Source organism: Sphingobium sp. TomTYG75, from assembly GCF_054771635.1.
In genome coordinates this window covers 804,949-820,422 of record NZ_BSRE01000001.1, presented here as the reverse complement: position 1 = coordinate 820,422, position 15,474 = coordinate 804,949, and the positions used below count along the sequence as shown (strand labels likewise).

General features: G+C 63.6%; 18 protein-coding genes. All 18 read left to right on the top strand.

The genetic code is table 11. From position 1 onward, the window contains the following. Positions 1-9 precede the first annotated feature (9 nt). Positions 10-1,338: a FliI/YscN family ATPase gene (locus ACYU81_RS04120; protein ID WP_460986476.1), complete on the top strand. Its 1,329-nt coding sequence runs from the start codon at positions 10-12 to the stop codon at positions 1,336-1,338. 56 nt (positions 1,339-1,394) lie between these two features. Beyond that, the gene (locus ACYU81_RS04115) at positions 1,395-1,760 is read left to right on the top strand and encodes a hypothetical protein (protein WP_449474666.1); all 366 of its coding nucleotides are present in this window, start codon (positions 1,395-1,397) and stop codon (positions 1,758-1,760) included. A gap of 1 nt (position 1,761) precedes the next feature. Then, positions 1,762-3,597, top strand: a complete 1,836-nt coding sequence (locus tag ACYU81_RS04110) for a flagellar hook-length control protein FliK (protein WP_460986475.1) — start codon at positions 1,762-1,764, stop codon at positions 3,595-3,597. Positions 3,598-3,625: 28 nt separating this feature from the next. Beyond that, positions 3,626-4,270, top strand: coding sequence for a flagellar basal body-associated FliL family protein (locus ACYU81_RS04105; protein WP_460986474.1), 645 nt, complete (start codon positions 3,626-3,628; stop codon positions 4,268-4,270). A gap of 51 nt (positions 4,271-4,321) precedes the next feature. Continuing rightward, positions 4,322-5,206 carry a flagellar motor switch protein FliM gene (locus ACYU81_RS04100; protein ID WP_460986473.1) on the top strand — a complete coding sequence of 295 codons (885 nt, stop codon included), beginning with the start codon at positions 4,322-4,324 and terminating at the stop codon, positions 5,204-5,206. Then, the gene (gene fliN / locus ACYU81_RS04095) at positions 5,203-5,541 is read left to right on the top strand and encodes a flagellar motor switch protein FliN (protein ID WP_460986472.1); all 339 of its coding nucleotides are present in this window, start codon (positions 5,203-5,205) and stop codon (positions 5,539-5,541) included. Before ACYU81_RS04100 ends, fliN begins: the two co-directional genes overlap by 4 nt. An 84-nt stretch (positions 5,542-5,625) precedes the next feature. Next, a complete protein-coding gene (locus tag ACYU81_RS04090) occupies positions 5,626-5,892 on the top strand; it encodes a FliO/MopB family protein (protein WP_460986471.1) in 267 nt (88 codons plus the stop codon). Positions 5,893-5,995: 103 nt separating this feature from the next. Further along, positions 5,996-6,769, top strand: a complete 774-nt coding sequence (gene fliP, locus ACYU81_RS04085; RefSeq protein WP_460986470.1) for a flagellar type III secretion system pore protein FliP — start codon at positions 5,996-5,998, stop codon at positions 6,767-6,769. Between the two features lie 34 nt (positions 6,770-6,803). Next, complete coding sequence (fliQ, locus tag ACYU81_RS04080; RefSeq protein WP_460986469.1) at positions 6,804-7,076, top strand: flagellar biosynthesis protein FliQ; 273 nt, start codon at positions 6,804-6,806, stop codon at positions 7,074-7,076. After that, entirely contained in the window at positions 7,073-7,855 is a 783-nt protein-coding gene (gene fliR / locus ACYU81_RS04075; protein WP_460986468.1) for a flagellar biosynthetic protein FliR, read from the top strand. Before fliQ ends, fliR begins: the two co-directional genes overlap by 4 nt. A 1-nt stretch (position 7,856) precedes the next feature. Further along, positions 7,857-8,993, top strand: a complete 1,137-nt coding sequence (gene flhB / locus ACYU81_RS04070; RefSeq protein WP_460986467.1) for a flagellar type III secretion system protein FlhB — start codon at positions 7,857-7,859, stop codon at positions 8,991-8,993. Between the two features lie 78 nt (positions 8,994-9,071). Beyond that, on the top strand, positions 9,072-9,527 hold the full coding sequence (locus tag ACYU81_RS04065) for a hypothetical protein (protein ID WP_460986466.1): 456 nt from the start codon (positions 9,072-9,074) through the stop codon (positions 9,525-9,527). A 95-nt stretch (positions 9,528-9,622) separates the two neighbouring features. Beyond that, complete coding sequence (gene fliD / locus ACYU81_RS04060) at positions 9,623-11,029, top strand: flagellar filament capping protein FliD (RefSeq protein WP_460986465.1); 1,407 nt, start codon at positions 9,623-9,625, stop codon at positions 11,027-11,029. Positions 11,030-11,047: 18 nt separating this feature from the next. After that, the gene (locus tag ACYU81_RS04055) at positions 11,048-11,446 is read left to right on the top strand and encodes a flagellar export chaperone FliS (protein ID WP_460986464.1); all 399 of its coding nucleotides are present in this window, start codon (positions 11,048-11,050) and stop codon (positions 11,444-11,446) included. A 226-nt stretch (positions 11,447-11,672) separates the two neighbouring features. Beyond that, positions 11,673-12,866, top strand: a complete 1,194-nt coding sequence (locus tag ACYU81_RS04050; RefSeq protein ID WP_460986463.1) for an acetylornithine transaminase — start codon at positions 11,673-11,675, stop codon at positions 12,864-12,866. A gap of 102 nt (positions 12,867-12,968) precedes the next feature. Then, the gene (argF, locus tag ACYU81_RS04045) at positions 12,969-13,898 is read left to right on the top strand and encodes an ornithine carbamoyltransferase (RefSeq protein ID WP_460986462.1); all 930 of its coding nucleotides are present in this window, start codon (positions 12,969-12,971) and stop codon (positions 13,896-13,898) included. Positions 13,899-13,997: 99 nt separating this feature from the next. Then, a complete protein-coding gene (hslO, locus tag ACYU81_RS04040) occupies positions 13,998-14,903 on the top strand; it encodes an Hsp33 family molecular chaperone HslO (RefSeq protein WP_460986461.1) in 906 nt (301 codons plus the stop codon). Positions 14,904-15,049: 146 nt separating this feature from the next. Then, positions 15,050-15,460, top strand: coding sequence for a DUF3617 domain-containing protein (locus ACYU81_RS04035; RefSeq protein ID WP_460986460.1), 411 nt, complete (start codon positions 15,050-15,052; stop codon positions 15,458-15,460). Positions 15,461-15,474 lie beyond the last annotated feature (14 nt).

Below are 15,474 nucleotides of genomic sequence, written 5' to 3'. Positions count from 1 at the left end.
GATTTGGGCATGATCAAGGCCTCGCTTGCCCAGGCCGAAAGCCTGTTCGACCACCTTCAGGTTCAAAACCGTGCACCCCGCCATGTTGGCCGACTGGTCAGTCACGACGCAGGCATGCTGGAGGTCACAGGCTTCCGCAAGCCGATCGGCGCAGGCGCGCGGGTGATCGCATCGGACGGCACGGTCTGCCGCGCCGAAGTCATTGGCTTTCGTGGCGACAAGACCTTGCTGGTGCCGCTCGATAATGATGTGCCGCTGGAAAATGGCGCGCGCGTCGAACCGGACAGCCAGGCGAATATGGTGCAGGTGGGCGAGGGGCTGATCGGCCGCGTCATCGACGCCATGGGCCAACCGCTCGACCGCAAGGGGCCGATCATCGCGGGCGGCAGCTGGCCGCTCAACGGCGTCAAGGGCAACGTCCTTGACCGTGGCCGGGTCACCGAACCGTTCGACCTTGGCGTGCGCGCGGTCAACGCGCTGCTCACCGCGGGGCGCGGGCAGCGCATCGCCATCATCGCAGGTTCCGGCGTTGGCAAGTCGGTCCTCATGGGCCAGATGATCGCCGGGGCCGAAGCCGACATCGTCGTCGTGGGCCTGATCGGCGAACGTGGCCGCGAAGTCAGCGACTTCCTTGAAACCAAGCTTAAAAATTCGATGCACAAGTCGATCGTCGTCGCGGTGCCCGCCGATCATCCCCCGGTGCTGCGCCTGCGCGCCGCCGCCCGCGCCACCGCCATCGCCGAATATTTCCGCGCACGCGGCAAGAAAGTCCTGCTGCTGATCGACAGCCTGACCCGCTGCGCCCATGCCCAGCGCGAGATTGGCCTGGCGCTGGGCGAACCGCCCGCGATGAAGGGCTATCCGCCCTCGGCCCTTGCGCTGATCCCCCGGTTGGTTGAACGCGCTGGCGTCGATGCCCGCACCGGCGGCTCCATCACCGCGCTTTACACCGTGCTGGCAGACGGCGACGATACGGATGATCCGATCGTGGACGCCGCCCGCGCGATCGTGGACGGCCATTTCGTCCTCTCGCGCCATCTGTCGGAACAGGCGATCTTTCCCGCCATCGACATCGGCAAGTCGCTCTCGCGCGTCATGGCCGATGTGGTGCCGGACGAGCATCGCATGGCCGCCGCTTCCTATCGTCGCCTTTGGGCAGCCTATGAGGAAAATCGCGACCTCATCCTGATGGGCGCCTATCGCCCCGGCAATGACCCGGTGATCGATGAAGCGGTTCAGCGCCGTCAGGAAATCCTCGACTTCATCCGGCAGGATCAGAAGAGCCGCATCGACCTCGACACCAGCGCCGGTGCGCTAATCGCTGAGTTTGGCGCGTGAAGGGTGCGCTCAAGACCCGCCAGCGCGTGCTGCGCGTCCGCCATGTGCAACATGCCATGGCCGTTGCTGAAACCGCCCGCGCTCAGGACGAGGCGGACGGCATCGAACGCAACGCCGACAGGCTGCGCAAGGTGCGGAGCGATCTTTTTTCCGACCCCGGCATGGCAATTGGCGCGAATTTTGCTGCGATGCAGGAACTTGCTGGTCGGCTGGAGCAGGCCGGCCGTCAGCTGGATGGTGCGCTCTACGATGCGCGCCGTAAGGTAGAAGTGAAGGAAGGTCTCAGCCAAGTGACCAATCGCGATCGCGAAATCGCCGAAAAGCTCAAGGATCGCGCCCACGCGAACCTGGAGGAATGGCGGGAGAACAAGCTGGCGGCCTTGCCGCGCTACCGCCGGATGCAGCGGACAGGAGATGTATGAGATGAACATGCTTTCCAGCCTGAAGGCACTGCTCTTTTCCTCGGCTTCGCAGGGTGTGGCTGCGTCGCAGCCTGCCGTGCCGGGCGAGACGGCGGACTTCGCCGCGCTGCTCAATGGCACCATGGCGCAAGAGGCTGTTGTGTCTCCAGCCCTGCCGGAGATTGACGGGCAGGGTGCCGCTGCCGCCGTGCCAGAGATTCCCGGCGTCGAGGGGCAGAATGCTGTCACCACCACCCCGGTTCTTCCTATGAATATCGGTCAGCCAGAGGCCACGCCTGCGCATGGTCATGTACCGCACGGGCTTGCCATAGCGGTTGCCGCTGGCAAGGATTTGCCGTCATCATTGCCGCCCGGCCGAGCGCTGGGTCTCATCAAGCAGGCTACTGATGCGCCAGTGGATGAGCAGGCACCGGTTGAGCCTGCCGGACTCCCCGCGCAGGCTGAGGCAAGCTTGCCGAACGAAGCGCCTATTCAGCCTGAAACCGCATTGCCAGAACAACCGGAACAACCGAAACAAGTGGCCGAACCCCTTCACTTGCCCAAGGCGCGCCCGGACATCCGTAAGGACGACGCTGCGCCGGAAGTGATCAGTCCGGTGGTACAGGATGCTCCTCCGGCCCCCACAAAATCTTCCCGCAAGGAAAAGGCGAAGACTGAACTGCCGCAGCAGGATGCCGTGACTGTGGCGCCAGCGCCGCAACCCGTCGCGGCTGCTGCGGATGTTCCGCCGGTTGCTTTCGTGCCAGCGGCACCAGAACAAATGTCAGCAGACAACCCGCAAGCCACCGCCGCTATGTCAAGCATGACCGCGATGGCGGGGGCAATGCCACCAGCGCCGGAAGGCCGCTCGCCGCTGCCGCGCGAACCTGAAGGGATCGCTCCTGACAAGCGGGCCGCGCGCAGTGAGGACAAGGTTCCGTCAGCGGTTCCTGATGCACCCGTTGCGCCTGCCGAAAACGAAAGCCCAGCGCCCGAACTTACCGTGGCAGCAGCGCCGGTTCTCAATGGCAAGCCAATGAAGGCAGAAGCAATCGCCCTGCTGCAAATCGTGCGTGAACAGGTGGCCGCGCGCCAGACAGGCGCGTCGGTGCGGGTTGGCGAACAGGTCTCGGCCGCCGCTCATGCGAAAGCCGATGCGTCCGCTCGTCCTGTTGACACGACGTTCGACCCCTCCATCCTTCCGCCGCCCTCTGACACGGTTCCGGCCGTTCCTGCCGCCTCCGCGCCGCAGGGCGCCACGCCGTCCTTGCCCATCGCCTCGCCATCGCCTGATCTGTCCGCCAGCCTTGGCGCTCAGGTGGTCGACATGGGCGTATCGGGGCAGTGGATCGACGGGCTGGCCCGCGACATCGCCGGGCTGTCCGCCAATGGCGCGCAGGGCCGTTTCCAGATCGATACGCACCATCTTGGCGCTGTGCAGGTGGACATCCGCCATAACATGGATGGCGCCGCCGTCAGCCTGACCGTCGCCAGCGAGGCGGCGGAAATGGCCTTGCGTCAGGATAGCGACCGGCTGAAGCTCGACGCAGGGCTGGCCGCCGTGCGCATCGCCGAGGTGAAGGTCGAACGCGCGCCCGCTATCGCCGAAGCGCATCGTGCCGAAACGGCCAATCAGTCGCCGTCTCAGCAGCAGCAACAGTCGCAGCAGGGCTCTCAAACGTCCGCCTGGGCGCAGAATAGCGGCCAGAATATGGGCCAGCCCCAGGGTCAGCAAAATCGCTGGCAGGGGCGCGAAAATAACGGCTTTGGCCCTAAAGGCTCCGGCGATCCTGCCGTTCTTAACCATGCGGATGCGCAGCCTGCCGCCCATGACAGGGCGCGCGCGCGGTACGCATAGGATTTAAGGTTATTCGGGGGACCGGCAGATGAGCGACGAGGCGAAGGCGAAGAAGAAAAAGGGCGGGGGCAAGAAGATGATCCTCCTCGTCGCCGCCGCGCTCGTTCTGGGTGGTGCGGGGACGGCTGGCGGGCTATATGCCGCCGGTTTCTTCAGCGCCAAGGAAGAAGGGCCGAAGGAAGACCCCAACAAGCCTGTCCTCGTCCTGGCGGGCGAGAGTGCCGAGGAAGTCGCCAAGGCCCATGGCATGGCTGGCGGCGAGGGGCACGGTGAAGGTGGCGGCGGCGGTGGCACGCATGCGCCCGCGCATCCGGGCAAGGGCATCGACCTGCCCACGCCTGCCAATCCGGCCGCCTATCAGGCCACCTATTTCCAGTTGCAGGCGCCTTTCACCTCCAACATGTCGGACACGGACGCCTTCGCCCAGATCTCCGTCGCGGTATCGACCTATTACGACCTGCGCGTGATCGAGGCGATCAAGACCCATGAGATGGCGATTCGCAGTCAGGTTTTGATGATGCTCGCGCAGCAGCCCGAAACGATGCTGGCGACGCCCGAAGGCAAACGCCAGCTCCAGGGACGCATAAAGGGCGTCATAAACGATATTTTGAAGCAAAAGACGGGTTATGGCGGCATAGATAACGTTTATTTTACCAATTTCGTTATTCAATAGGGGTGCCTGAAAGGTCGGGAAGTCCCCCGTCCACTAGGGCAGGGGACTATCATGACCGACGTTCAGACCTACGCCCTCGGGCGCGGGGAATCGCAGACACCACAGCTGCTGTCCGGACTAGACCGGCTGGGCGAAAAGCTCGGCCGGCGTTTGCGTGCCTTGATTGAGCCTATCTCCGGCGTGCGCCCGCACATCGCGATGCTTGACGCGCGGGTGCTCGATTTCGGCGAATGGTCGGCGGAAGTGCCCGCCTTTTCCAGCATCGGCGTTTATCGCATCACGCCGCTCAAAGGACAGATGCTGCTGCGCATGGACGCGGCCATGATCTCTACCTTGGTGGATTGCTTCTATGGCGGCCCCGGCAATCGCCCGCTGCCCGCACGCGGCGAGTTCACACCGACCGAAGACCGCCTGATCAGCCGTATTTCCGAAGGTGTGATTGGACGCCTCGTCGAAAGCTGGACCGATATTCTGCCGTTGGAAATTGGCCTCATCGTCCGTGAAGCGGGCATTGGCTTCGCGTCGGCCGCGCAGCCGGGCGAACAGATGGTGCTGCAACGCTTCATGCTCAGCATCGCGCGGGATCAGGAATGGCCGATCGACCTGCTGTTCCCGCTGTCGTCGCTGCGCGCGGTGGAGCCGCTCATGGGCGCCAAGGCCACGGTCGATGAAGAACGGATCGATCCCGTATGGCAGGCGCGCATCGCCAACCGCATGCGCGACATCCGCCTGCCCGCGCGTACCGTGCTGGCACGCCCTAATCTCTCGCTCGCCGACCTCATGCAGTTGAAGACCGGCGACATCATTCCAGTAAACATCAGCCGCAGCCTGCCACTGATCGTGGGCGACCGCATCGTCGCTCATGGATCGATCGGCGAGCAGGACGGCCGCGCCGCATTCCAGATCGAAAAGATAGCACAGGGACCAGAACAATGAGTGACATGAGCGAAGCGCCGCGGATTGACGGCTTTGCCGAAGAAGGGCTGAGCCGGATGGCGAGCAACCGCCAGTTCCGCCTGCTGGCCGACATTCCGGTCCGCATGTCGGTGGAGGTCGGCTCCACTTCGCTGCGTCTGGCGGAGGTCATGGACCTGGCCGAAGGCAGCATCGTGGAACTCGACCGTCAGGCCGATGATCTGCTCGACATCATGGTGAACGGCGCTCTGATCGCGAAGGGCGAGGTCGTCACGGTGAATGGCCGCTATGGCATCCGCATCGTCGATATCGCCGCCGCCGAAAGCCGCCTTGCCGGGGTCGAACGGCGCGGCTGATCGCGCTCAATGCCTTTTTCTCTTGCTGCGCGCCGATCTTTCTGATTCGGAAAGGCGATTAACCATGAAAGCGGATCGCGCCCCATGTTCTGGTACTTCGTCAAACTGCTGATACTCCTGCCGCTGGTCGGCGGCATGGCCTTTGGCGCGCTGTGGCTCTGGCGCAAATATCAGCCTGGCCTGATGGTGGGGCAGGATGGCCGGTCGCTCAAGATGCTGGAGGCGTTGCCGCTCGGCACCTTCGGCAAGCTTGCCGTAGTCGAGTTCGAGGGCAAGAAGATCCTGCTGTCCGTCACACGCGGCCGGATCGAAAAGATCGCGGAAGGCGACCCATATCGTGTGGGGCACTGAGCTTCTCCCCTCCGTTCGCCCTGAGCCTGTCGAAGGGCATCCCTTCTCTTCAAGAAGTAAAGGGCTTCGACAAGCTCAGCCCGAACGGGTGTCAGGGCGTCTGGTGATCGCCCTTCTGGTCGCAGGGCTGCTGTCTTGGTTGTTCTTAACGACCCCCGCGCTGGCCCAAGCCGCCGCTCCGGCCGCGCCCGTCGATAATGGCGGCGCGCTGACCAAGGCGATGGGCGCGATTTCGGGCGACGGCCGCTCGCTGTCCCTGTCGCTGCAAATCCTCGTCCTGATGAGCCTGCTGTCGGTGCTGCCGTCACTTGTGCTCATGATGACCAGCTTCACCCGTATCATCATCGTCCTGTCGCTGCTGCGCCAGGCGCTCGGCCTTCAGCAGACACCGCCCAATCAGGTGCTGGTGGGGCTGTCGCTGTTCCTATCGCTGTTCGTGATGCGCCCGGCGATCGATCAGATCAACGCGCAGGCCTTCGCCCCCTATGGCAAGGGTCAGATCAGCATCGAGGAAGCCGTAGGTCGCTCGGGCAAGGTGCTGCACGGCTTCATGACCAAGCAGACGCGCGAGACCGACCTCAAGCTCTTCGCCAACCTCGCCGAAGCACCCGCTTTCCGTTCGCCCGCCGATATTCCCTTCTCGATCCTGCTGCCTGCCTTCGTGACGAGCGAACTCAAGACCGCGTTTCAGATCGGCTTCATGATCTTCCTGCCGTTTCTTATCATCGACCTTGTGGTCGCCTCCACGCTGATGGCGCTGGGCATGATGATGTTGTCTCCGACCATCATCTCCATGCCGTTCAAGCTGCTGCTGTTCGTGCTGGTGGATGGATGGGCGCTGACCATGGGGTCGCTGGCGGGGTCTTTCGCGACGTGAGGCGGCTTTTGCACTTACGGAGCAGGGGGTAGGCATGGACAATGCCGACTTCTTCATGGGCCTTGCCCAACAGGCGCTCTGGATCACGGCGCTCGCCGCCGCACCCATCCTGATCCCCGCGCTGATCGCAGGCGTCCTCATCGGCATGGTACAGGCCGCCACCTCCATCAACGAACAGACGCTCAGCTTCATCCCCAAGATCATCGTCGTCGGCGGGATGCTCGTCTTGTTCGGCGGGTCGATCCTCGTCCTGATCGCCGATTTCACCCGCGAGATATTCGAACGCATCCCGGACCTGCTGCAATGATCGCACCGGGCTTCGCGAATGTGGAGACGCAGCTGTGGATCTGGCTTATCGCCATGATCCGTCCGGGCGCGGCCTTCATCGCGGCGCCCGTGTTCGGCGCGCCTGCCGTGCCGCTGCCGCTGCGCTTCATCCTCTCGCTGGCGCTTGGCATGGCCGCGCTCAACAGCGTCACGATTCAGCTGCCGCAGGACGGCGTCGCCAGTTTCGCAGGCGTGATGCTGGTCATGGGGGAAGTGCTGGCCGGGCTCGCCATGGGTTTTGCGGTGCAGATCGGCTATGCCGCAGCCTTCGTCGCGGGGGAGACGATCGGCAATGCCATGGGCCTCAACTTCGCGGCCATGGTCGATCCCTCCTCGGGCCAGCATACGCAGGCGATCGGTACGTTCCTCTCGATCCTCGCCACCTTCCTGCTACTCGGCATGGACGGTCATCTGATGCTCGCCAGCTTCGTGGTGCAAAGTTACAAGGCGCTGCCGCCGGGCGACGCGATGCTCAGCAATGACGCGGTCTGGCATCTGGTCCAGTTCGGCGGCTCCCTGCTCGGCGCGGGCGTGACTGTCGCGCTGCCGGTCGGCTTCGCGCTGATATTGGTGCAGATCATCATGGGCATGCTCGCCCGCAGCGCGCCGTCGCTCAACCTTTTCGCGGTGGGCATGCCGGTCGCCGTCATGGCGGGCCTCATCCTGCTCGCGATCGCCGCGCCGGTGATGGGTGAGGGGCTGACCGCCGCGCTGAAGGCCGGGCTGGATCAGGCCCAGTCGATATCGGAGGGCCGCTGATATGTCAGGCGGCAATGGCGGCGGCGAAAAGACCGAAAAGCCAACACAAAAGAAATTACAGGACGCCGCCAAGAAGGGCGACATCCTCCAGTCCAAGGAACTGGCGACCGCGCTGGTGGTGATGGCCGGGATCGGCTGGATCGCGGTAACGGGGCCGTCCGTCGTTGAATCCCTCTCCCAGATGCTGATCGAAGCGCTGCGTTTCCGCCGCGAGGACATCACCGACTTCGCGCCCGCCGCCCGCGGCATGAGCCTGCTCACCGGCATCGCCTTGCCGGTCGGCGGCATATTGCTGGCGACGACGCTTGCCGCCATTGCGGGACCAGCCATCCTCGGCTCCCTCGGCTTCCGCCCCGGCGCCTTCGCGCCCAAGGCGTCGAAGCTCAATCCGGCGGCGGGCCTCAAGCGCATGTTCGGCATGCAGGGCCTCATCGAACTGATGAAGTCGATCGCTAAGGTAACGCTGCTCGGAGCGATCGGCGTCTGGCTGATCTGGGATCGTCTGACCGCGATTATCGGCCTCGGCTCGTCAGGCCTCGCGCCCGCTATGTCGGACCTTGGCAACATGTTCATTATGACCTGCCTCGTCATGGCGGGTGGCCTGTTCCTGATCGCCGGCATCGACGTCCCCGCGCAGATCATGCAGCGGTCCAAGCGGCTTGGCATGAGCAAGCAGGACATCAAGGACGAGCATAAGGAAAGCGAAGGGTCGCCCGAACTCAAGGGCCATATCCGCCGCCGCCAGTTCGAAGTGTTGAGCGGATCGACGCGCAAGGCCGTGGCTGAGGCCAGCGTGATCATCACCAACCCCACGCATTTCGCGGTCGCCCTGCGCTACAAGCCTGGACAGGACGCCGCGCCCATCGTCGTGGCCAAGGGTTGCGACGCGATCGCCGCCGCCATTCGTGAGCTTGCCGATCAGAATGGCGTCACGGTGCTGCAATATCCCGACCTTGCCCGCGCCATCTACTTCACCTCGCGCGCTGGGCAGATCGTCAATGAAGGCCTCTACATGGCGGTCGCGACCGTCCTTGCCTTCGTGTTCCGCGTGGAAAACCGGATGGCGAGCGAGATCGATCGGCCCTTCATCAGCGTGCCCGACGATCTGCGCTTCGACGCCGATGGCCAGAAGCTTTAGAAAAATCGACACGGTGAACTAAATCTTAGGCATTGCTGGCCGTAATATATTCATGGGGACGCATTAGGATGGTGCGTCATGAACGAATATGTTTCGCGGAGCGATGTAACGCAGGTTGATCGGGTATCATCTCGAACGCCTTCGGCCGTGCCCGCAGTCCAACCGATTGCAGCCCAGCAGGGCGTCGATCCGCATGCGGACAAGCCCCAGAACGGCGACACGAACTCCACTCTGTCCGAAGATGATCTCGCCAGCGCGGCGGAATATGCCAAGGTGCATGCTCGCGTGGCTGACATACTGGCACAACTGCGATCGGCCTCGGCCGGACCCACGGTTGAAGGGGCGGAGGCCGAAATTCAGTCGCTGCTGCCCGCGCCGATGATCCTGGTGCCGTTGCCGCCTGCATCGAAGGAAGTGGTCGAAAGCGCCGTCACCTTGGGCAAACGCATCGCGGAGCAGGCAAGCTATGCCCATGCCGCGCAGGCGCATCTGCGCCGTGGCACGGTGGATCAGCTGCTTTCAATCGACGGTTGAGGAAAGATCGCCGCACGCGATCTTCCTCTACCCCATGAAAATCATTCCTAAAGGTCTTCATCCTAGAGCCGTTCTCATCCTCGAAAGGACGGACGATGACCTCGGTAAGCAGCAGCATTTCAACAGCGCTCGGCATTGGGTCCGGCATCGACACCGGAGCGCTGGTCACCAGCCTGGTGAGCGCTGCCCGCGACCCGAAGCAGAAGCAGATTACCGATCGTCAGAGCACCAATAATGCACGGATTTCGGCGCTCGCATCGGCCTCCAGCTCGCTCGATACTTTTGCCAACGCCCTGAACAGCCTGCTCGCCGGAACGGGTTTCGCGGGTTCGCCCGCCTCCAATGATCCCAGCATTGCGGCTGTCAGCCTGCTGCCGGGCGGTGTGCCAAAGCTGCCAGCGCAGCTTCAGGTGCAGCAGCTTGCCTCTGCGCAGACCATTGCCTCTGCACCCGTTTCAGGCGCAACCGCCGCCACCGTGCTTGGCGCGGGCAGCTTCTCGCTGACAGTGGGTAGCGGCGCCGCCGTCCCCATCACGCTTGGTGCCGGTGCCACCTATGCCGACCTTGCAGCGGCGATCAACGCAGCCGGGACAAGCGTCAGCGCCAGTGTCATCACCGACAATCAGGGCACGCGCCTGGTGATGAAGGGCGCGACGGGCGATGCGAACAGCTTTACCTTCACCAACACATCTTCGCCTGCAAACGCGGCCCTCGATGCCTTCACGTGGGACGGCGCGACCGGCGGGATGACGCGTCAGGTGCAGGCCAAGGATTCCATCATCCTTCTGGACGGCGTCGAGCAGCATTACAGCAGCAACACGATCGACACCGCCATCGCCAACCTGCGCATCGACCTGAACAAGGCCGCGCCGGGCACCAATGTGACGCTGGCATCGACCGAGCCGACCACGTCGATGCGCGACCTGATGGTTGAGTTCGTCGATGCCTATAATACGCTGATGAAGGCGCTGAACACCGCCACCGCGGCCGGGGGCAATTCGTCCAGCGCGGGCGCGTTGAACGGTGAGGCATCGATCCGCGACATGAAGCGGCAGCTATCGCAGATGACGTCGGCCGTGCTTGCGCCGACGGGGAACTACACCACGCTGTCGTCCATCGGTGTCAGCACCAATCGCGACGGCACGCTGAAGCTGGACACCGCCGCGCTCGACAAGGCGCTTCTCGCCGACCCCGCCGGGATCACCCAGATGCTGAACCCGGCGGTCAAGTCGGACACGAAGCCCGGCCTCGCCGGTCTGATGGACAGCGTGCGCGACAAGATTCAGCAGACGGATGGTCCGCTGGCTGCGGCAAAAAGCAAATATGAAAAGCTGGGTGAGGCGCTGACCGAGCAGCTGGAAAAGCTGAACGACCAGATGACCGACTATCAGGCGCAGCTTTCGAAGGTCTATTCGGCGATGGACAAGCGTCTGGCAGCCTTCAAGGCGACGCAGAACTATCTGGAACAGCAGGTCGCCATGTGGACCAAGAGCGATAATTGATAACAGGGGTCAGGTAAGATGTTCTATTCTCAACAGGGCTATGCAGGCGCCAACGCGGCGCGCCGTTATGCGGCGGTGCATTCGGGCAGCCGGATCGAAGGCGCCACGCCCCATGCGCTGGTAAAGGTGCTGTTCGACGAACTGTTGATCGCTCTCGAAGCCACCGCGCTGGCCGAACGCAACAACGACCGGTTGAAAGTTTCCGACAAGCAGGCCCGCGCCATGTCGATCCTGATCGCGCTCGAATCCAGCCTCGACTTCGACAAGGGCGGCGACATCGCCATGGGTCTCGCCCAAATCTACCGCGAAGCGCGCCGCTTGCTGCTGCTCAGCGCCAAGGAACGCTCGCCCGAACATGCCGAGCAGGCCCGCGACATCATCGCCGAAATCGCCGACGCCTGGAACCAGATCGCCTGACGATCCTCCAACAGCCGTCATCCCAGCGAAAGCTGGGATCTCCGGCGAGAGGGCACAACCCGGCCTCACGAGATCCCAGCCTTCGCTGGGATGACGAGCATGTAACATGGCTTGCGCCACCCAGACGGCCCTAGTATAGGCAGCGCTCGCAAAGGGCGGCCCGGCGGGGGCCGCCTTTTTGCGTTTTGAGACTTTTTGCATCAGCCCCAGCGAAGGGAGGGCCACCATGTCGATTACGCCGCTCATGCCCGTTTACCCCCGGTGCGACGTCCGCCCGGTGCGAGGCGAGGGCTGCTATCTGATCGGCGAGCGTGGCGAGCGTTATCTCGACTTCGCCAGCGGCATCGCGGTCAATTTGCTCGGCCATGGCCACCCGAAACTGGTGAAGGCGATCGCGGATCAGGCCGCGACGCTGATGCACACGTCGAACCTCTACGGCATGCCGCTGGGGGAAAAGTTCGCGCAGCGGCTGGTCGATTCGACCTTCGCCGACACGGTCTTTTTCACCAATTCGGGCGCGGAGGCGGTCGAATGCGCGATCAAGACCGCGCGCCGCTACCATTATGCCAATGGCGAGGCGCACCGTCACAATATCATCAGCTTCGACAACGCCTTCCACGGCCGGACTTTGGGGACCATCTCGGCCACCAGCCAGCCCAAGATGCGCGACGGCTTCGAACCGCTGCTGCCCGGCTTCACCGTCGTGCCATTCAACGATCTGGAAGCTGCCGCCGCTACGGTCGATGACAACACGGCCGGTTTCCTCGTCGAAACCGTGCAGGGCGAAGGCGGCGTCACGCCCGCGACCCAAGAGTTCCTCACCGGCCTGCGCAAGCTGTGCGACGAAAAGGGCATGCTCCTCATCCTCGACGAAGTGCAGTGCGGCTATGCCCGCACCGGCACCTTCTTCGCGCATGAGCAATATGGCGTGAACCCCGACATCATGGCCGTCGCCAAGGGGATCGGCGCGGGCTTCCCGCTCGGCGCCTGCCTCGCGACGGAGGAAGCGGCCAAGGGCATGGTGTTCGGTACCCATGGCTCCACCTATGGCGGCAATCCGCTCGCCATGGCGGTCGGCCTGACTGTCCTGGACGAAGTGCTGGGCGAAGGCTTCCTCGACCATGTGAACAGCATCGGCGCGCGCCTGCGTTCCGCGCTGGAGCAGCTCATCCCCAACCACGACATGTTCGAGGATGTGCGCGGCATGGGCCTGATGCTCGGCGTCAAACTCAAGGACAGCAGCGACGCGCGCGATTTCGTGGCGCATCTGCGCGACAATCACGGGCTGCTGGTGGTGTCGGCGGGGCAAAATGTCGTCCGCATTCTGCCGCCGCTCATCATTGACGAGAAGCATGTCGCCGAATGCATCGAAAAGCTGTCCGCTGGTGCCCGCAGCTTCGCGGAGGCTTCAGCGGCTTAGACACTAACCACCGTTCGCCCTGAGCCTGTCGAAGGGCTTTCCTTTCTTAAAAAGAGAAGGCTTCGACAGGCTCAGCCCGAACGGGTTGGAGGTTTGCTCCCTATGACCAGACATTTCCTGAATCTCTCCGACGCTGGCGCCGACGCGCTCGCCGCCATGCTTTCCGACGCCATCGACCGGAAAACCGCCCGCAAGGCCCTGCCAAAAGGGCAGGCCGACGCCGACGCCCCGCTCGCCGGGCACACGCTAGCGATGATCTTCGAAAAGAACAGCACTCGCACCCGCGTCAGCTTCGACATGGCGATCCGCCAGCTCGGCGGCACCTCGCTGATCCTCGACGGCGCGACCAGCCAGCTTGGCCGGGGCGAAACCGTGGCGGACACGGCGCGCGTGCTCAGCCGCATGTGCGACATGATCATGATCCGCACCGACGATCATGCAAAGATCGAGGAAATGGCCCGCTATGCCACCGTTCCGGTGATCAACGGCCTCACCGACCTGTCGCACCCCTGCCAGATCACCGCCGACCTGCTGACCCTGGTCGAACATGGCGTCGCCTTGCCGGGCAGCCAGTGGGCATGGCTGGGCGATGGCAATAATGTCCTCCACTCGATCATCGAAGCGGCGGGCCTCTTCAAGTTCGACCTGCGCATCGCCGTGCCCGAAGGCTATGAGCCCGATCACGCCTTCATCAAGGAGGCGCAGGCTCTGGGCGCTGGCATCACGCTCACCCGTGATCCCGTCGAGGCGGTTGCGGGGGCTGACGCGGTCGTCACCGACACCTGGATTTCCATGGGTCAGGCGCATGCGGACGAAAAGCTGAAGGCCATGATGCCCTATCAGGTCACGCAAGACCTGATGGCAAAGGCAAAGCCCAGCGCGAAATTCCTGCACTGCCTGCCCGCCCATCGCGGCGAGGAAGTCGTCCCCGAAGTGATCGACGGCCCACAATCGCTGATCTGGGACGAAGCGGAAAACCGCATCCATGCACAAAAGTCCGTGCTGCTCTGGGCGGCGGGTCGCCTTGGTTGAGTTTGCCGGACATATTCCTATCTAGCAGCGAACCGGCCGGGCGATAACGCCCGGCCGCCGCTATATTCCCGCCCTGCACCGGGACTAACGGAGCTTGTCTTGAACGCATCCGATATCGATCAGGCCCTGGGCTTCACCATTCCGTCGCGTCATGCGCGCGGGCGCATCCTTCGCCTTGGGCCGGTGCTGGATCAGGTGCTTGCCGCCCACGCCTATCCGCCGCCAGTTGAAAGGCTGCTCGCCTCCGCGCTGGTCCTCGCGGCGCTGCTCGGTTCGACGCTCAAGGATGCGGGGGGACAGCTGACGCTTCAGGCGCATAACGAACATGGCGTCGTCAGCCTGCTCGTCGCCGATTACAAGGGCGGCGAAGTGCGCGGTTACGCCAAGTTCGACGCCGATCGGCTGGCGGAGCTGGGGCCTGACCCGACGCTGTTCGGCCTGTTCGGCAAGGGCTTTCTCGCCATCACCTTTGACCAGGCGGTGACCGGCGAACGCTATCAGGGCATCGTCCCGCTCGATGGCGACTCTCTCGCGCAGGCTGCCGAACATTATTTCTTCCAGTCCGAACAAATCCCCAGCGTCGTCCAGATCGCCGTCCGGCACGAAGCGGGGCAGGGCTGCTTTGCCGCAGGCATGCTGCTCCAGCATCTGCCCGAAGGTGAAGTGGGCCGCGAACGTCTCCACACGCGGCATGACCATCCCGAATGGGAACATGTCCAGGCGCTGGCCGTCACGCTCAGTGATAATGAACTAACCGACGAAGCGCTGCCGCTGACCGATATCGTCTGGCGTCTGTTCCATGAGGAAGAGGTGGTGCGCGTCACCGATCCGGTCAACCTGACCAAGGGTTGCCGCTGCGATCTGGCCCATATCCGTAGCGTGATCGGCCGTTTCCCCGCTGAAGAACGCGCCCAAATGGCTGATGAACAGGGGGTCATTGGGGTAGATTGCGCCTTTTGTTCGCGTCTGTTTCCAGTTTCGCTGGACAGTTTCGCGCAAGGCTGACACGAATTTATTGCGACTTCGGAACAGGTTGGGGCGTTAGCGGGGGCTGGCGCTATCAACCCGCCGGATTTGGGTGCATGAAGGCCGTGCCGCCATGCACGCGGCGAGCCGCTCCGGAGTTCGGGATGAAATACGGGGGCTATCGAATGACGTCAGGTCTGCACGTCTTGAGCGCGGCCATTGCGGTGCTGATCGCTGTATCGCCAGTCGGGTCGCAGGCGCTTTCCGAACCGCCGCTCAGGGGTCTGGAACCGGGCGAATGGGAATTGCGCGAACGGCCGGAGGAAGGCGGGAAGGTCGATATACGCCGCATCTGCCTTGCCGATATTCGTCAGTTGATCCAGCTTCGCCATGGCCGCAACAACTGCAAAAGGCTGACGATCGACGAAAGCGCCAAACGGCTGACGGTCAGCTACGATTGCGCCGGGGCAGGGGGCGGGCGCACCGACCTGCGCATCGAAACGTCCCGGCTGGTGCAGATCCACTCGCAGGGGATTGAGGGCGGCGCGCCCTTTTCCTTCAGCATGGAAGGACGGCGCATCGGCGCCTGCCATTGACCGCACCGCTTGCG